Here is a 17,705-nt window from a genome sequence, read left to right as displayed (position 1 = left end):
GGCAGGGCTCGGGCCTGAGCCGGTCGGCTTGGTGCTCGCCGGGGCGCTCATCGGACCGGCCTCGGCGTCGCCGGGTGGTTGCCGGCGTTGACCAGCTCGGCGACCGCGTCGCGGGGACTCTTCTGCGTCACCAGGCCCTCCCCGACCAGGACGGCGTCGGCACCGGCCGAGGCGTAACGGATCAGATCGTGCGGGCCGCGTACCCCGGATTCGGCGATCTTGACGACGCTGTTCGGCAGGCCGGGGGCGATCCGCTCGAACACCGACCGGTCCACCTGCAGAGTCCGCAGGTCGCGGGCGTTGACCCCGATCACCTGGGCACCGGCCTCCAGGGCGCGGTCCGCCTCTTCCTCGGTGTGCACCTCTACCAGGGCCGTCATGCCCAGTGACTCGATCCGCTCCAGCAGTCCGACCAGGGCGTTCTGTTCCAACGCCGCGACGATCAGCAGCACCAGGTCTGCGCCGTAGGCGCGCGCCTCGTGCACCTGGTAGCTGGAGACGATGAAGTCCTTCCGGAGCACCGGCACGCCGACGGCGGCTCGTACGGCGGTCAGATCGTCCAACGACCCACCGAACCAGCGGCCCTCGGTCAGCACACTGATACAGCGGGCGCCACCAGCGGCGTACTCGGTCGCCAGGTCGGCCGGGTCGGGGATGTCGGCCAACGCACCCTTGGACGGCGACGAACGCTTCACCTCGGCGATGACGCCGACCCCGGGACGGCGCAGTGCGGCGCACGCGTCGATCGGCGGCGGTGCCGCAGCGGCGAGTTCACGGATCCGGCTCAGTGGTACCAGTTGCTCCCGGCTCTCGACGTCGGCCCGGACGCCGGCAAGGATCTCGTCCAGCACACTGAGTGTCGACGCCGTCGGTCCGGCGCTCTCGTCCTGGTCAGCAGTCACCAGCGGACTCCCCTCTCCGGGTGTCATGCGCCCGATGCTAGGTGGCGCCGCAGGCTGCCCGGAGCCGGGGGGTATGGCGTGCCTCACGAAACGGCCTGGGGCATAATGCCCAACCATTCGTGAGAACAACATCACCCACCGTGCCAGCGGCAGATCCGGGCCGTACCCGCGCGGAGGTTGACACCTCCATCGACGATGATCGTAGCGTGCTGGTCCGACACCTACACGGCGAGCTGTGGCCGCCGTCCAGGCCCGCTGTGGCGAAGATCAATGATCCGTCGGGCGGCGACACCGGGTTCGCGCGGCGATAGTTGATGGGGAGGTCACCGCCGTGAAACAGCCTCCGGTCAGCATCGAGTTCGGGCAGACTTGTCAGCGGTAGCCGCCGGCCACGGAACCATCTCTGGGGGACACCATGAGCAGCGCACCACGAGACCAGAACCTCGACCTCATCGCGATCCCCCGAGTGGTGCTCTCCCGAGCGGTGGAGATGGTGCAGACCATGGAACGCGCGGTCGTCGGCGACGACCGGGTACGCACCGCGCGGGGCAACGCCTGGGAGGCGATCTGCGCCGACCGGGCCCGCGCCCGTCAGCGCGACGAGGTCCGCCGTCTGGTCGCGGCGCTCGCCGCCGGCCGCGCCGCCGAGCGGGCCGACGACAGGGCCACGTCCGGCGGCGCCGCCCTGGAAACCGCGCTGCTGAAGGCCAGCGACGCCCTGTTGCAGACCAGCGACGCCACGGTCCGGTAGCCGGCGTCCGGTAGCTACCGCGCCGTAGCCGGCGTCCGGTCGCGGACACCAACGGCCCGCGCCAACTCCTGGTCGCAGCTAGTCGACGGTCGGGTCCTCGCCCCGGTCCAGCGCGTCCCAGGCGTCGGTCGTCGTCCTCCCCCCGCGCTCCCGCTCCGGTAGCCCGGTCGCTGGTAGCCCGGTCGCTGGTTCCGGATCCCGACCCGGTTGCCGCCCGTCGTGGCCCCGATCCCCGACCGGACTGGTACGACCCGCCGGGCCGGGCCGGTCGTACCGGGCGCCCATCGACGGCCAACGCGGCCCGCGTAACGCCGTGGCCACCCCGGCGCTCATCGTCAGCCCGGCACCGATCACCGCCAGGAGCGGCCAGCCCACCGCACCCGCCGCCGGGCCGTCACCTGCCACACCACCGACGGCGACCGCACCACCGACCGCCATCGTGGCGCCCGAGGCGGTCAACAGAACGCCGACCGCCTGACGGACCAGTCCACGGGTGGCCAGTACCGCACCGGCACCGGCCACACCAACCAACGCCAGCGCCGGAAGCCAGGGCAGCACATCAGCGCCGGTACGCACGACCCGCAGGTCAGGCAGCGGTTCGGGACGCGCTGTCACCGTCACCGCCCAGACCCGACCCGCCGCGTACCAGACCAGAGCGGCACCCACGACGCTGGCGAGCACCACGCCGACCAGCTCACGGCGCGGCGTCCCCGAACGGCTCGACGCCGACCCGGCCGCCGGGTGTCCGCTCGACCGACCGGTCATCTGGCCGGACGCAGCGTCTCGGCCGCAGCGATCGCCGCCAGCACCGCGGCGGCCTTGCTCTGGGTCTCCCGCTCCTCGGCGGCCGGGTCGGAATCCGCGACGATCCCCGCCCCGGCCTGCACGTACGCCCGACCGTGCCGGATCAACGCCGTACGGATGGCGATCGCCATGTCGAGATCGCCACCGAAGCCGAAGTAGCCGACGGTGCCGCCGTACAGGCCCCGCCGGGCGGGCTCCAACTCCTCGATGATCTCCATCGCCCGGACCTTCGGGGCACCGGAGAGCGTGCCGGCAGGAAAGGTCGCGGCGAGCGCGTCGAACGCCGTCTGGTCGGCGCGCAACTCACCGACGACCGTCGACACGATGTGCATCACGTGGCTGTACCGCTCCACCGTCGCGAACTGCGGCACCTCGACCGTGCCGGGCCGGCAGACCCGGCCCAGATCGTTACGTCCCAGGTCGACCAGCATGACGTGTTCGGCGCGTTCCTTCGGGTCCGCGATCAGTTCGGCGGCCAGCGCCGCGTCCTCCTCGGCGGTGGCACCGCGCCGACGCGTACCGGCGATCGGATGCAGCAACGCCCGCCGGGCGCCGGCGTCGCTGACGGTGACCTTGAGGTGCGCCTCCGGGGAGGAGCCGACCACGTCGAAGTCGTCGAAACGCAACAGATACATGTACGGGCTGGGATTGGTCGCCCGTAGCACCCGGTAGACGTCGAGCGGATCGGCGGCGGTGGCCCGCTCGAACCGCTGGGACAGCACGATCTGGAAGCACTCGCCCGCCCGGATGGCGTCCTTGGCCTGCTCGACGGCCTTGGGGTAGGCACCCTCGGCGGTCCGGCTGTGCACCGCCCCGACCTGCGGAGTCTCTATCGTGGACACCATCGGCGGGTTGGGGCGCGACAGCGCGGTGGTCATCGCGTCAAGCCGGCCGATGGCGTGATGGTAGGCCGCGACCACCGCCGCCGGCTCCGGATCGGCCGGCAGGATCGCGTTGGCCACCAGGATCGCCGAGCCGTCGAAGTGGTCCAGCACCACCAGATCGGTGGCGAGCAGCAGACCGAACTCGGGCAGCCCCAACTCGTCCTCGGTCAGGTCGGGCAGCCGTTCGAACCGGCGGACGAAGTCGTAACTCAGATAGCCGACCAGGCCGCTGGTCAACGGCGGCAACCCGCCGCCGACGGCCGGACCGATCGGCGGGCCGGTCAACGCGGCGACGGTCGCCCGCAGTACCCGTACCGGATCGCCGTCGACCGGCACCCCGGCCGGCGGTTCCCCCAGCCAGTGCGCCGCCCCGCCCTGTTCGGTCAGGGTGGCGGCGCTACGGACCCCGACGAACGAGTACCGTGACCAGGCGGTCGCGGCGGAGCCGGCACCCTGCTCGGCCGACTCCAACAGAAAGGTGCCCGGGCCACCGGCCAGCTTGCGGTAGACCCCGACCGGGGTCTCGCCGTCGGCCAACAGCCGCCGGATCACCGGCACCACCCGACGATCCCGGGCGAGCTCGTGGAACCCGTCCTGGTCCGGGCTGACCGCGCCGGTGATCATTGGAACTCCCCTGGGCTGGTGATGGTGCCGGTCACCGGCAACTCGTCGAAGAAGCAGGTCGGGGAGCCGGTGTGGCAGGCCGCGCCGACCTGCTCGACGCCGAGCAGCACCGCGTCGCCGTCACAGTCCAGCCGGACCGACCGTACGTACTGGTAGTGACCGGACGTGGCCCCCTTGACCCAGTATTCCCGCCGGCTCCGCGACCAGTAGGTGGCCCGCCCGGTGGTGAGGGTGCGATGCAGCGCCTCGTCATCCATCCAGGCCATCATCAGCACCTCCCCCGACCTGGTGTGCTGCACCACGGCGGCGACGAGACCGTCGGCGGAGCGCCGCAGCCGCGCCGCGATCGCCGGATCAAGGGCGGACGGACGGGTCGCGGCCGGGTGCTCGGGCCGCTGCCCGCTGGTCGGGAGGCCGGCTGCCGGCTCATCTGGTACGGACACAGTGCCCGATTGTTCCGTACGGCGGATCAGCTGTCGCGTGGCCTCCGGCCCGTGGTGTCGCAAGACCGACAGGCGATGGCCAGAATCGACGGTTCAGGGGCTGTGCCGGTCCGACACGAGGAGTACTTTGGCTGTGCGCCGCCAGGGTCCACGGTCTGCGGGCGCGTCCCACCTTCGCACCGGTCCGGCACCGTCGCTCGCACCCTCCGCTGGGCGCCGGGGGCGGTGACGGGCATCCGGCGGGTCGTGACCATGCCCGACGCGGCGAGTCGGCGCAGCACCCCCACAGCCATACGCGCGCGTGGGCCGATCCGGTCTCCACCGCTGGACCGGGTCGCCCGGCAGAGCGGACGGAGGATCAGCACATGCAGCCCATGCCCACCCCTCGGCATCCCGGCCATCCCCAGCACGCCGGATCGGCCGGTTCGGAGGAGAACGGCTCCGACACCGCCCCCGTGCACGGCACCGCCGTTCCGGCACCTCGACCGGTCGTCAGCGACCATGTGATCAACGAGGCGACCACCGAGATCCCGACCATCGGGCCGTACCCGGCGAACCGGCACAGCCCGAGCCCGCTGCCGCCGATAGCCACCCAGTTGCTCGGCGCTCCGGTGCAGGCACCGGACCCCGCCGCGCAGCCGGTCGCGCCGGCCGACGAACCGCCGACCGCCGCACCGCCGACCGGGCAGGTGGTGCCGGCCACCGAGCGGATCGCGGAAACCGCCGAACAGACCGCCGAATCAGGCGAGCGGGTCGCCGAGGGACTCGCTGGTCGATCCGACGACCCGCAGACCGTCGAACAGGCCGTGGAACCGGCCAGCGAACAGGCCGTGGAACCGGCCAGCGAACAGGCCGGCGATCCAGCCGACACCGCCGACGAGGCCTCGACGACGAACCTCGCCACGGATCCCGCGGCGGCGGTCTCACCTACCGAGCAGACCACGGCGGTGCCGGCACAAGAGGAGGCCCCGCAGTCCAGCGTCGAGCAGCCCGACGACGACCAGTCGAGCCCTCTGACCGACGTTGCGGGCGAGGACACCACGCCGCAGCGGTGGCCGGACGCGTCCGCCCGGACCACCGACCCGGCCCCGACTGCCGAGGCCGGACCGAGCGACGAGGCCGGACCGAGCGACGAGGGTCAGGTGCGTACCGAGGAACCCGCAGCCGGTGGGCCCGCTCCGACAACCGATCCCGAATCGCCGGTAGCCGCGTCCGTCGACGCCGATGGTCCGGTTGGTGCAGCGGTCGAGCAACCGGGCGACGACGCTCCGGCGACGGACGCCGTACTCGACGAATCGTCGTCGCCCGGCGACGGGCCGCAGGCCCCGGCCGACCCGTGGTCGCCGGCGCACGCGCAGACCGACGAATCCGGGACGGACCCGGCGGCGGTCGTCGAGGAACCGGACGTCGAGCGGGAGCCAGCGCCGGCCGCCGTACCGGTCCTGGCCGAGATCCCGGTGGCTGAAGACGACGAAGACGAGGACGACGAGGACGACGACCTGGAGACGGTCACCGCGCACGGCGACGCCGGGGAGCTGTTCGACACCGATGACGAGTACGAGGACGACGCCCAGTACGACGAAGACGACGACGATGACGACGATGTCGACGACGAGGAGAACGAGTTGGCAACCCCGTTGAGCACCGCGAACGGCCAGGTCGAGCTGGCGAGCGCGCCGGCGGAGGCGCCGGTGGCGCCCAAGCGGCCCGGTGAGGTGGCGCTGCCCTCGATCACGATCTGGACCGAGGCCGCCGCCGACGAACTCCGCGACGAATGGCACGAGATCAAGGCACGCTTCGTCGACGAGCCCGAGGTAGCCCTGGCCCAGGCCCAGTCGCTGGTCGCGCACACGGTCCGTACGCTGGCCGAACGGCTCCTGGCCGAGCAGGTCGAGCTCGACCCACACCAGCACAGCGAGGCACCCGACACCGAATCGATGCGGATGGCGTTGCGGCAGTACCGCGAGTTCCTGGACCGCCTGCTGGCGATCTGATCTGGTTGACGTGGGTCGTGGCCCGTCGGCCGCGACCCACGCCCGGCAGCCGCTGCTGCCACTTCTCGGTGATCCGCTGTCGTGATCATCGCTCGCCGGCGATCCGCCGGTAGACGTCGGTCGTGTGGTGGAGGACCTCGGGTCCTCCCACGGCTCCTCAGACTGGGCCAGTGCCCGTGCCCGATGCTGCTCGTACAGGGCGACGCGGTCCAGCCGAGTCGGTGACGGTGTGGCGCGGCGCCGACGGCCGCTACGTCCGGCCCGACCGATACGACCTGCCCCTTCCCGCTCGTGCCCGCGTACGGAACTCCTGCAGGGGCTTGACGCCACCCCAGATTCCAAGATAATGCAGGTATATTCGATATACCGCTGGACATCTAAAATAGGTGAGACTCGGCGGTCCCGGCAGCCGACGACGGCGGGGCGAGACGGAGGACAAGGTCACCATGGACGAGCAGGCATCGGTACGCCCGTATGTGCGGAGTGGACAAGAGGGAGAGCCGCTGTGGTTCCTCGGCAGCCTGTTCACTCTCAAGGCGGGCGGGGCGCAGACCCGGGGACGGCTGACCGTCGCTGAGTTCGTCAACCCGCCCGGATTCGCCCCACCATTGCACCGGCACCTCGCCGAGGACGAGTTGTTCTACGTGCTCGACGGCACCGCCCGCTTCATGTGCGACGGCACCGAATTCGCGGCCGGGCCGGGAGACCTGGTGCTGTTGCCCGTCGGCCTGGCACACACCTTCGTCGTCGGGGCGGATCAGCCGCTGCGGGTCCTGCAGATCACCACACCATCGGGCTTCGAGGATTTCGTCCGCGAGGTCGGACAGCCGGCCACCGAGCGCCGGCTACCCGATCCCGGGCCCGTCGACCCGGCAGCGCTCGGACACGCCTCGGCCCGGCACTCCATCGAACTGCTCGGCCCGCCACCGGGGCAATAGCCCGCGAGCCGAGGTGACGGGCCGAGGTGTCGTTGCCGGTGGCGGCCCGACGCGGGTCGCGAGGTGCGGAGCGAAGCCACCTCTATCGCATTCATCTGGTATGAACCTTGCAAGAGGTATATCACAATCTGCGCACCGCGCTGGTCGTGGATCCGGGCGGGCACAGCGACTCCTGCTCAGCCGGCCTGACCGGCGGTGACAGTGACGCGAGACACCACCGTTCCGTCAGGCCGCCGACTTCTTGTGGCCAGTTAATTCACCTACCGTTGAGTTCATCATCCGATGAATTACGGAGGTATCCGATGGAACCCGTCGTCGAAGTCGACGACCTCGTGGTCGTTCGTGGCCGGCGGCCGGTGCTGCACGGCATCTCCTGCACGATCGGCCAAGGCAGCGTCACCGGCCTACTCGGGCCGAGCGGCAGCGGCAAGACGACCCTGCTGCGTGCCATCGTCGGCGTGCAGACGATCCGCTCCGGGCAGGTCCGGGTGCTTGGCGAGCCGGCCGGATCGGCGGCGCTACGCCACCGGATCGGCTACCTCACCCAGGCCCCGAGCGTGTACACCGACCTCACGGTCCGGGAGAACGCGCGGTACTTCGCCGCCCTCCACGGCCTACCGGCGGCCGAGGCCGACCGGGCGGTGACCGACGTCGGGCTCGGCGACGCCGCCACCCAACTGGTCGGCACCCTCTCCGGTGGACAACGCAGTCGCGCCTCCCTGGCCTGCGCCTTGCTCGGCCGGCCGGACCTGGTCGTGCTCGACGAACCGACGGTCGGGCAGGACCCCGTGCTGCGGGCTGACCTCTGGGCCCGGTTCCACGCCCTGGCCGAGGCGGGCACCACCCTGCTGGTCTCCAGCCACGTGATGGACGAGGCCGGCCGGTGCGACCGCCTGCTGCTGATCCGCGACGGCCGGCTGATCACCGACGACACCCCCCAGGCGATCCGGGCCGCCGCTGGCACCGACGACCTGGACGACGCGTTCCTCCGCCTGATCCGCCACTCGGAATCCGTCACCACCGCACCGGAGGCCACCCGATGAACGCCCGCATCCTCGTCGCCACCACCGGTCGCATCCTGCGGCAGTTGCGCCACGACCGGCGTACGGTCGCGCTGCTCGTCGTCGTGCCCACCCTGCTGCTGACCCTGCTCTACTACATGTACGGCGACCAGCCGGCCGCCCCCGGTCAGCCGGCCGTCTTCGACCGGGTCGCGCTGGTGATGCTGGGCGTGTTCCCGTTCGTCATCATGTTCCTGGTGACCAGCATCGCGATGCTGCGTGAGCGGACCAGCGGAACCTTGGAACGGCTGCTGACCACCCCGCTGGGCAAGCTGGACCTGCTGTTCGCCTACGGCATCGCGTTCGGGCTGGCGGCGGCGGTACAGGCGAGCCTGGCCAGCGCGGTCGCGTACTGGCTGTTCGACTTGCAGACCGCCGGAAGCCCGGCCCTGGTGATCCTGATCGCGGTGGTCAACGCCCTGCTCGGGGTCGCACTGGGATTGCTGTGCAGCGCCTTCGCGCGCACCGAGTTCCAGGCCGTACAGTTCATGCCGGTCGTGGTGATCCCACAGATCCTGCTCTGCGGCCTGTTCGTCGCGCGTGAGCAGATGGCCGGTTGGTTGCAGGCGGTCAGTGACGTGTTGCCGCTGTCGTACGCGGTGGCGGCGCTGACCGCTGTCGGTGCCGACGCCGAGCCCACCGCCACCATGTGGCGGGATCTCGCGGTGGTGGCCGGATCGGTGCTGGCGGCACTGGTGCTCGCCGCGGCCACGCTACGCCGACGGACCGGATGAGCCGGGCCGGGCGGCCGGCGGCCGGGCCGGGCGGGGCAGACGGCACGGGCACAGACAGGAGCGACGACGGACGATGGCACGACGAACCGGGCGGCGGCCGGGAAGTCCGGACACCCGCGAGGCCATTCTGACCGCCGCCCGAACGGTCTTCGGGGAACGCGGCTTCGACCAGGCGTCGGTACGGGCGATCGCGGCCGCCGCCGGAGTCGATCCGGCGCTGGTCCATCACTACTTCGGGACCAAGGACAAGCTGTTCCTGGCCGCGATGAACGCCCCCGTCGACCCCGGTGAGCTGCTGCCGCAGGCGTTCGCCGGCGGACCGCAGGAGGTCGGCGTCCGGTTGGTCCGCCTCGTGCTCGGCGTCTGGGACTCGCCCTCCGGGGTGGCCGCGCTGGCGCTGCTGCGGTCGGCGCTGAGCAACGACTGGACCGCACGGCTGATGCGCGACTTCGTCACCACGCAGATCATGCGCCGGGTGATCCACCAACTGGACCTCGATCCGGCGGAGGTGCCGGCCCGGATCGCGCTGGTGATGTCGCAGATGGCCGGGCTGCTCGTGGTCCGCTACATCCTGCGGATCGAACCGTTGGCGTCCGCCACACCGGAGGTGGTGGCCGCCACCGTCGGTCCGACGATCCAGCGGTACCTGACCGGAGAGATGAGCGAGGCGCTGCGGCCGGGCCGCTGACTAGGCCGGGCCGCTGACTAGGCCGGGCCGCTGACCCGGTCGCCCGTCGGCACCGGGCGCCAGGGTTCCGGCCCCGAGGTGCCGGCCGGATCAGCGATCAGGCAGCGGTGGCCGGGTTGGCGCACCGTTGGCAGAGCACCGGGTGCAGCAGTCGGGCGAGTTCGGCGCGGTCACCTACCGGGGTGGGAAACGCCAGCCGGGCGCGCGGGCCGTTCGGGCCGAGGGCGACGACGAAGCCGTACCGGTCGAGCCGGACCACGCGGGGATCGTCGTACCGCGATCGGTGCCCGGCGTCGCGGAGCTGCCGACGGATGAACGCGGTCATCTGCGGCTGGTGGTGATCGGCGAGGTCGGCCAGCAGTTCCGGCTCGATCGTGCCGAGCGGGTCCGGTTCGGCGGCGGCGTACTCGTCCGGGTCCACGTCGGTCATCGCGCCGCACCGCTCCAGCCGAATCTCGGCGACCTCCATCCGGTACATGGTGCTGCCGCGACCAAGGTCCAGGAGTTCGCCGGTGGGGTGGACGTCGGCGAAGTCGAGCGCCGCCATCCGCGCTTCGGGTCCGTCGAGGGCGCTGACCCAGCCGGAGACCCAGACGCGGCCCAGTGTCGGCGAGCCGGCCACCGGCGGTACGTCGGTCACGTCGAGCACCACTGCCGTGTCGGCCGCCGAGTCTACCGGACGTAGCGCACCGGCGATCCGGTCGTCTGCCCCGGCCAGCAGCAGGATCCGGCCCATCGGATCGGTGGCGTGCCGTACGGCGTGTGGTCCCGGTCGGCAGGCGACGTGGACCGTGCCGGGGAGTCGACCTGCGGCCAAGGTCCGGGCAATCTCGGCGGGACTGGGCTGCATGACACGGACCTCCGGGATCGGTTAGGCTCACCTTAGTGAGGGCAGGCTAACCTACTTGACCGGAGACGTCCACGTGAACCACCCACGACCCAAGGCGCGAATCTCCCGCGCCCTCGGCATCCCGCTCACCCGCAAGTGCACCAAGTACTTCGAACGCCGGCCGTTCCCGCCGGGCGTACACGGCCGGCAGCGCCGCAAGCCCTCCGACTACCAGGTACGGCTCCTGGAAAAGCAGCGCCTGCGCCACCAGTACAACATCAGCGAGACCCAGCTCCGGCGCGCCTTCGACGACGCGGTCCGGGGCACCGGCAAGACCGGCGAGGCCCTGGTCAGCCTGCTCGAACGCCGGCTCGACGCGATCGTGCACCGCGCCGGAATGGCCCGCACCATCTATCAGGCCCGCCAACTCGTCGCGCACGGACACTTCAGCGTCGACGGCACCAAGGTGGACCGGCCGTCCTACCGGCTGCGTCCCGGACAGGTCGTCGGCGTACGCGAACGCAGCCGGACCAAGCCTCCGTTCCAACTCGCCGCCGCCGGCGCGCAGACCGGAGACGGCCCGAGCGCGCCGTACCTGTCGGTCAGTCTGAGCGACCTGACCGCGACCCTGATCCGGGAGCCCGCCCGGCACGAGGTCCCGGTGATCTGCGACGAACAGCTGGTCGTCGAGTTCTACTCCCGCTGATCCGTCGGGTGGCTGGAGCAGACCCGGTGACCGGGTCTGCTCCAGCCGGCAGGGCGTCAGCGGGTCTGTTCCAGCCGGTCAGCGGGTCTGTTCCAGCCGGTCAGCGGGTCTGTTCCAGCCAGGAGGCGAACAGGCGGCCGTAGACCGAGTCGGCCTCGGCCACCAGCTCCTCGTGCCGACCACGCTGCACCACCCGGCCGCGGTCGACCACGATCACCTCGTCGGCGGCCTGGGCCGTGGAGAGCCGATGGGCGATGGCGACGGTCGTCCGGCCCCGGGTCACCGCCTCCAGGGTCCGCTGCAGACGTACCTCGGTCGCCGGATCCACCGCGCTGGTCGCCTCGTCGAGCACCAGCAGGTCGGGGTCGGCCACGTACGCCCGAACCAACGCCACCAACTGCCGCTCACCGACGCTGAGCGCCTCCCCCCGCTCGCCGACCGGGGTGTGCACGCCGTCCGGCAGACTCTCCACCCAGTCGACCAGACCCAGCTCGGTGAAGGCGCGGGCGAGCTGGTCGTCGGTCAGCTCCGGGCGAGCGAACCGGACGTTCTCCGCCACCGTGGCGTCGAACAGGAACCCGTCCTGCGGCACCATCACCACCCGCGAGCGCAGCGACTCGAACCGGACCTGGTCCAACGCCACACCGGACAGCAGGACCTGCCCGGCGGACGGATCCATCAACCGGGTGAGCAGCTTGGCGAAGGTCGTCTTGCCGCTGCCGGTCTCCCCCACCACCGCCACCCGGGTCTTCGCCGGGATGTCCAACGCGACGTCCGACAACACCGGTGGCCCACCCGGATAGGCGAACCCGACCTGATCGAAGCTGACGTCCAACGGTCCACGCGGCAGATCCACCCCCTCGGGTCCGGGGTCGGCGACGTCCGGCTCGACGTCCAGGATGTCCAACACCCGCCGCCAGCCGGCGATCGCGTTCTGCGCCTCGTTGAGCACCTCGGTGGCGATCTGCACCGGCTGGATGAACAGCGTCACCAGGAACAGGAACGCGGTCAGCTGACCGATGGTGAGGCCCCCGTCGACGCCCATCCGCAATCCGACCACCACCACGCCGGCCAGCGCCACACCAGCGGCGATCTCACCTGCGGAAAAGCTGATCACACTGGTCCGCAAGGCGTGTTGCTGCGCCCGCCGCTGCCCCTCGATCGCCTGGTCCAGCCGGCTGGCGGTGCGCCCGGACACCCCGTACGCCCGGATCACCGCCGCACCGACCACGCTCTCCGCGACCGCGCCGAGCAACGCGCCGGTACGCTGACGCACCACCCCGTACGCGGCGGCGAGCCGACGCTGGAACGCCCGGATGATCAGCAGCGCCGGCACGAAGGCGGCCAGAACCACAAGCGTCAACTGCCATGAATAGACGGCCATGACGATCGCGGTGACCATCACCTGGCCGCCGCTGATCAGCAAAATCACCCCGCCCCACTGCAGGAACTGGGTGATCTGGTCGACGTCGCTGGTGACCCGGGAGACCAACGAGCCGCGTCGTTCGGCCTGCTGGTGCAACATAGACAGATCATGAACGTGGCGGAAAGCCCTGGTCCGGACGGCGGCCAGCGCCGTCTCGCTGACCGTGAACAGCCGCCGCATCATCAGGTAGCCGGCGACCGTGGTGCAGACCAGCACCGCGCCGGTCACCGCCACCACCGTGCCGACCACGGCCAGGTCCGGGCCGCCCTCGGCACGCAGGCCGTTGTCGATCGCCTGCTGCACGGCGACCGGGATGGCGGCCCGGCCGATCATCGCCACCAGGGCCAGCAGCAGCGTGCCGGCCAGTCCGGTCCGCAGCTCCGGCGACAGGGCCAGCCCCCGGCGCATCGTCCGCCAGGTCGACTCGGTCCGGTCGCTCCGGTCGCTCCGGGTGGTCGTCGTGGTCGCCCTGGTGGCCCGGGCCGTCGACGCGGCCGGGTCGGTGGTCGCCGTACTCATGCGACCACCTCGGCCGGCAGCGGCGAACCGGTGCCGTTCGTCCCGGCGGCGGCCGACGGGTCCGCGCGGTGCCGTTCCCGCTCCGCCTCGGCCTGTTCGTAGGCGGTCACCAGGTCGGCGTAGCCGGGACACCGAGCCAGCAGGTCGTGGTGTGTCCCATGGTCGACCACCCGCCCCTGGTCGAGGAAAATCACCTCGTCGGCGAGCGCGATCGTCGCCCGCCGATAGGCGACGACCAGGATCGACGTGGCCACCTCGGCGGCCCGCAGCCCACCGAGGATCGCCGCTTCCACCCGGGGATCCACCGCGCTGGTGGCGTCGTCGAGGATCAGCAGCCGGGGCTGGCCGGCGACGGCACGGGCCAGGGTGAGCCGTTGGCGTTGGCCGCCGGACAGCGTCGTCCCCCGCTCACCGACCATGGTGTCCAGTCCGTCGGCCAGGGCGGCGACGAAGCCGTCCGCCTCGGCCAGCCGCAGCGCCGACCACGCCGTCTCGTCGGTCAGCCCGGCCCGGTCGAGGTTGACGTTGGCCCGGACGGTGTCGTCGAAGACGAACGGCACCTGGGCCACCAGCGACACCGTGCGCGCCAACGCCTCGGCGGTCAACTCCCGCAGGTCGATCCCGTCCAGCCGGACCGTACCCTCCGTCGGGTCCACCAGCCGGGCGGCGAGCGCCGCGATGGTCGACTTGCCCGAGCCGGTCGGGCCGACCAGGGCGACCGTGCGACCGGCCGGCACCGTGAACGAAACCGCACGCAGCACCGGCGCGGCGCCCGCGCCCCGCGTCGAGGTAGCCACCGCCGCTGCCGGTGCGGCTTCGTCCGGCGCCGCCGGATCGTCGGCGGACGGACGGTAACCGAACCAGACGTCTTCGAAGACCAGGTTCGCCGGAGCCGAGGTGGCCGGTGGCTCGGTCTCGCCGTAGGGCATCTCGCCGGTCGCGGTCAGCACGTGCCGGACCCGGTCCCAGCCGGCCACACTGCGCGGCAACTCGGCCAGCACCCACCCGATGGCGCGGACCGGGAAGGCGAGCACGGTGAACAGGAACGCGACGCTGACCAGATCGGCGACGGTGACCGCGCCCTGACTCAGCCGTACCGTGCCGACCAGCAGCACCGCCAGGGTGCCGAGGCTGGGCAACGTTTCCAACAACGGGTCGAAGAAGCCGCGCAGCCGGCCGACGGAGATCAGGGCGTCCCGCAGCTCGGCGGCGCGCGCGGCGAAGCGCACCGTCTCCTGGGCTTCACGGCCCATGGTCTTGACCACCAGCGCGCCGTCGAAGCTCTCGTGCGCGATCCCACTGACCTCGGCACGCAACCGCTGTGCCCGGACCTGCCGGGGTGCCATCCGCCGGGAGTAGACGACGTTGAGGGCGAACAGGGCGGGGAACACCGCCAGACCGACCAGCGCCAGCACCCAGTCGGTGGCGAACAACGCGCCGATCGCGGCGACCAGCATCACCACCGTGCCGACGGCGAAGGGCAACGGCGCGACCGGAAACCAGGTCGCTTCGACGTCCGAGTTGGCGTTGGACAGCAGGGTCCCGGTGGGATGCCGCTGGTGCCAGGACATCGGCAGTTCCAGGTAGCGGCGGGTGACCCGGCGGCGATAGGAGGCCTGCAGGCGGAACTGCATGAACCCGGCGCCCAGCCGACGGCCGAAGATCCCGACGACCTTGACCACGCTGACCGCGATCAGCACCGCCGCTCCCAGGGCCAGCAGTCCGACGTCCACCCGGCCCGACTCGACCGACGGGACGACCAGTTCGCCGACGATCGCCCCCACCACGTACGCGCTGCCGATGGTGAGCAGTCCGAACAACACACTGCCGGTGACTCCGATGGTGAACAGCCAGGGTTGTTCGCGGATCCCCTGACCTAGCACCCACAGCCCGCGTAGCAGCACGTCACGGCTTGATCGACTCGCCACACTTCCCCCGATTGTAAGTCCTGAACATCAAATCTCATCCTTACCGACATGATCCGCCACCACCCGACGACGACTGTGGTCACCACCACACCGCCAGCGGCCGCGACGTCATCAGATGATCGCCGACTCGACCGGCACCGCACCCGCGGCGGCACTAGGATCGACACATGGCACGGTTCGCACAGCTGGAACGTCACGCCCTGGCCGACCTGTTCCTGGCCGTTGGTCCGGACGCCGCCACCGTCAACGAGGGCTGGACCACCCGAGACCTCGCCGCCCACCTGGTCGTACGCGAGCGCCGTCCGGACGCCGCACCGGGCATCTGGCTGCCGCTGCTGCGTCGCTACAGCGAACGGGTGCGCGGCGAACTGGCCGCCCGGCCCTTTCCCGAGCTGGTCCAGATGGTCCGCCAGCCACCAGCCTGGAGCCCGGTGAGCAACCCGCTCACCGACGAGGTCGCCAACCTGATGGAATTTTTCATCCATCACGAAGACGTCCGCCGTGCCCAGCCGGACTGGCAGCCGCGCGATCTCCCGCCCGGCGAGCAGGCCGCGCTCTGGAAACGGGTCGTCGCGCTCAGCAAACTGCACCTTCGCCGTTTCCCCGGCGGTGTACAGGTCGTCGCCGACGGCTACGGCGACGTGCGTACCGGCGCCGGCGGCGAAGCGGTCCTGATCAGCGCCCCGCCGGGTGAACTCGTGCTGTTCTTCTCCGGACGGCAACGGGTCGCCCGCGTCCAGGTCGACTGTGTCGCCGCGCTCGAAGAACGATTGCGTAACGGCCGCTTCGGCTTCTAGCGGGCCTGCCGGCCGCGCCGGGCGCGACCCGCGATGATGATCACGTCGGTACGCCACCTTCCCCCTCGGCGGCCGGCTGGAGGAGCCATGCGCGCGCCGCCGCCACCGCCCGTGGTCGCGCCACCCTTCCGTTCCCGGCTCAACCCGCACCACCCGACCGTGGCCATGGAGTCGCTGAGCTGGGCCGCCCGATTCGGGTTGACCGCCGATCCCACCACCACCGGTCGGCTGGGTCGGGCCAACGCCGCCGAACTGGCCAGCCGGGCCGGCCCCGCAGCCGGCAAGGACGGGTTGCGACTGCTCAGCGACCTCATCACCTGGCTGTTCGCGCTCGACGACGTCTGCGACGAGGACGGCAGCGGCGCCGATCCCGGCCGCCTTTCGCCGCTGCTGAGTCCGCTCATGCAGACCCTGGACCACCTCGGCGACGACGTGGCGGGCTGCTCGGCGTCGCCGCCACCGCTGGCGGCGGCGCTCGGCGACATCTGCCGTCGGATCCGCCAGCAGGGCCACCCCGGGACCCTGCTGCGGTTCGCCGCCCTGCTGCACCACTACCTCTTCGCGCTGATCTGGGAAGCCGGCAACCGCCACGATGGCCGGGTGCCGGCGGTCGCCGAGTACGTCCAAATGCGCCGGCACTCCGGCGCGGTACTGCCCAGTTTCGCGCTCACCGACCTCGCCGTGGACGGACTGCCGCAAACCCGTCACCGAGTTGACCAACGGCTCGTCAGATTGAACACTGTCGCGGCGGATCTCGTCTGTTGGTGCAACGACCTGTTCTCCTATTCCAAGGAGTACGGCCACGATCCCCACAACCTCGCCACCGTCATCGCGTACGAGACCGGTCACGACCCCGCAGCCGCCCTGGTGGAGGCGGCCGACCGGTTCAACGACGGGCTGGCGCTGTATCTACGGCTGGAACGGGACGTGTTGACCGACGCACCCCCGGCGGTGGTCCGGTACGTCGACACCCGCCGGTGCTGGATCCGCGGCACCTACGACTGGTCGCGCAACTCGACGCGCTACCAGTGGAACGACGCGCTACCCATGGACTCTGGAGCGATGCCGCCGGCGGCGACCGACGTCAGCCGTCGAGTTCCCAGATGATCTCCGGCCGGCCACCGACACACGCCACGCTCACCTCGTACTCCCCGGGCGGTCCTTCGAAGCTCACCTCGGCGTCGTCGTCCGGGCCGCGGTCGACGTCGGCCGCGACGAATCCCTGCGCCGGCGCCCAGGAGACCAGCCGGGCCAGCTGACCGTCGCACTCGGCGACCACCGTACCGCCGGGGGTGACCGCCACCTGCCGGACGACGGCGCCGGAATCGGTCGACGGCGACGCGGCGGCGGAGGCTTCCGACGACGGCCGCACGGCGGTTGGCGAGCCGGACGGTACGGCCGTCGGTGCGGCGGCGGACGGCACGGCGGACGCCGCCGCCAGTTGTCGGGCGATCTCGTCAGCGGTGAGCACATCGCCAGCCGGTCCACCGGTGATCCCTTCCCCCACCACCCGCAACGCGGCCAGACCGATCGTCGTGGCGGCTGCTGCCGCCAGGCACCAGCCGACGACAGCGAACAGAGTACGACGCGACATCCTGCGACTATGCCCGCCACCGGGTTAACGGCAGCGCCGGGGGACCCTAAGGAACCGTTAACGGCGCCCGTCGGCACCCGCCG

The 17,705-nt window shown here is 71.4% G+C and carries 16 protein-coding genes and 1 pseudogene; 9 read left to right on the top strand and 8 right to left on the bottom strand.

From position 1 onward, the window contains the following. Positions 1-47 precede the first annotated feature (47 nt). Positions 48-851, bottom strand: a complete 804-nt coding sequence (gene trpC / locus O7632_RS14990) for an indole-3-glycerol phosphate synthase TrpC (RefSeq protein ID WP_278120057.1) — start codon at positions 849-851, stop codon at positions 48-50. A gap of 466 nt (positions 852-1,317) precedes the next feature. Between trpC and O7632_RS14985 the strand changes: the two are divergent. Next, positions 1,318-1,560, top strand: a pseudogene (locus O7632_RS14985) (hypothetical protein); the annotation flags it as partial. A gap of 171 nt (positions 1,561-1,731) precedes the next feature. Here O7632_RS14985 and O7632_RS14980 read toward each other — a convergent pair. The 3 genes from O7632_RS14980 to hisI are packed head-to-tail and all read right to left on the bottom strand — an operon-like array spanning position 1,732 to position 4,408. Next, positions 1,732-2,418: a Trp biosynthesis-associated membrane protein gene (locus O7632_RS14980; RefSeq protein WP_278114945.1), complete on the bottom strand. Its 687-nt coding sequence runs from the start codon at positions 2,416-2,418 to the stop codon at positions 1,732-1,734. Beyond that, positions 2,415-3,965 carry an anthranilate synthase component I gene (locus O7632_RS14975; protein ID WP_278114943.1) on the bottom strand — a complete coding sequence of 517 codons (1,551 nt, stop codon included), beginning with the start codon at positions 3,963-3,965 and terminating at the stop codon, positions 2,415-2,417. The genes O7632_RS14980 and O7632_RS14975 overlap by 4 nt, the downstream gene beginning before the upstream one ends. Continuing rightward, a complete protein-coding gene (gene hisI, locus O7632_RS14970; RefSeq protein WP_278114941.1) occupies positions 3,962-4,408 on the bottom strand; it encodes a phosphoribosyl-AMP cyclohydrolase in 447 nt (148 codons plus the stop codon). The genes O7632_RS14975 and hisI overlap by 4 nt, the downstream gene beginning before the upstream one ends. A 365-nt stretch (positions 4,409-4,773) precedes the next feature. Between hisI and O7632_RS14965 the strand changes: the two genes are divergently transcribed. The 5 genes from O7632_RS14965 (at position 4,774) to O7632_RS14945 (ending at position 9,823) form a co-directional block, all read left to right on the top strand. After that, positions 4,774-6,402 (top strand): hypothetical protein, encoded by a 1,629-nt coding sequence (locus O7632_RS14965; RefSeq protein ID WP_278114939.1) that lies wholly within the window; start codon positions 4,774-4,776, stop codon positions 6,400-6,402. 446 nt (positions 6,403-6,848) lie between these two features. After that, positions 6,849-7,340, top strand: coding sequence for a cupin domain-containing protein (locus O7632_RS14960; RefSeq protein WP_278114937.1), 492 nt, complete (start codon positions 6,849-6,851; stop codon positions 7,338-7,340). A 302-nt stretch (positions 7,341-7,642) separates the two neighbouring features. Beyond that, a complete protein-coding gene (locus O7632_RS14955; protein ID WP_278114935.1) occupies positions 7,643-8,383 on the top strand; it encodes an ABC transporter ATP-binding protein in 741 nt (246 codons plus the stop codon). Then, a complete protein-coding gene (locus O7632_RS14950) occupies positions 8,380-9,135 on the top strand; it encodes an ABC transporter permease (RefSeq protein ID WP_278114933.1) in 756 nt (251 codons plus the stop codon). Before O7632_RS14955 ends, O7632_RS14950 begins: the two co-directional genes overlap by 4 nt. A gap of 73 nt (positions 9,136-9,208) precedes the next feature. Next, complete coding sequence (locus tag O7632_RS14945) at positions 9,209-9,823, top strand: TetR family transcriptional regulator (RefSeq protein ID WP_278114931.1); 615 nt, start codon at positions 9,209-9,211, stop codon at positions 9,821-9,823. A 97-nt stretch (positions 9,824-9,920) separates the two neighbouring features. On the opposite strand, the gene O7632_RS14940 is transcribed toward O7632_RS14945, so the two are convergent. Continuing rightward, positions 9,921-10,673 (bottom strand): DUF2470 domain-containing protein, encoded by a 753-nt coding sequence (locus O7632_RS14940; RefSeq protein ID WP_278114930.1) that lies wholly within the window; start codon positions 10,671-10,673, stop codon positions 9,921-9,923. A gap of 73 nt (positions 10,674-10,746) precedes the next feature. Between O7632_RS14940 and rpsD the strand changes: the two genes are divergently transcribed. Continuing rightward, complete coding sequence (rpsD, locus tag O7632_RS14935) at positions 10,747-11,358, top strand: 30S ribosomal protein S4 (protein WP_278114928.1); 612 nt, start codon at positions 10,747-10,749, stop codon at positions 11,356-11,358. 100 nt (positions 11,359-11,458) lie between these two features. Here the strand turns inward: rpsD and O7632_RS14930 are convergent, their stop codons facing one another. Together O7632_RS14930 and O7632_RS14925 are read right to left on the bottom strand one after the other, a co-directional pair. Next, positions 11,459-13,192 (bottom strand): ABC transporter ATP-binding protein, encoded by a 1,734-nt coding sequence (locus tag O7632_RS14930; RefSeq protein WP_278120055.1) that lies wholly within the window; start codon positions 13,190-13,192, stop codon positions 11,459-11,461. Positions 13,193-13,299: 107 nt separating this feature from the next. After that, a complete protein-coding gene (locus O7632_RS14925; RefSeq protein ID WP_278114926.1) occupies positions 13,300-15,231 on the bottom strand; it encodes an ABC transporter ATP-binding protein in 1,932 nt (643 codons plus the stop codon). 167 nt (positions 15,232-15,398) lie between these two features. Between O7632_RS14925 and O7632_RS14920 the strand changes: the two genes are divergently transcribed. Then, complete coding sequence (locus tag O7632_RS14920; protein ID WP_278114925.1) at positions 15,399-16,028, top strand: TIGR03085 family metal-binding protein; 630 nt, start codon at positions 15,399-15,401, stop codon at positions 16,026-16,028. 87 nt (positions 16,029-16,115) lie between these two features. Further along, positions 16,116-17,135, top strand: coding sequence for a terpene synthase (locus O7632_RS14915; RefSeq protein ID WP_278114923.1), 1,020 nt, complete (start codon positions 16,116-16,118; stop codon positions 17,133-17,135). Here O7632_RS14915 and O7632_RS14910 read toward each other — a convergent pair. Continuing rightward, positions 17,113-17,622 carry a septum formation initiator gene (locus O7632_RS14910; protein ID WP_278114921.1) on the bottom strand — a complete coding sequence of 170 codons (510 nt, stop codon included), beginning with the start codon at positions 17,620-17,622 and terminating at the stop codon, positions 17,113-17,115. The genes O7632_RS14915 and O7632_RS14910 overlap by 23 nt on opposite strands. Positions 17,623-17,705: the final 83 nt, after the last annotated feature.

It is taken from the genome of Solwaraspora sp. WMMD406, from assembly GCF_029626025.1.
GTDB lineage: Bacteria > Actinomycetota > Actinomycetes > Mycobacteriales > Micromonosporaceae > Micromonospora_E.
Note: the sequence above shows the minus strand (reverse complement) of the source record. Positions and strands in the feature narration are given on the sequence as shown.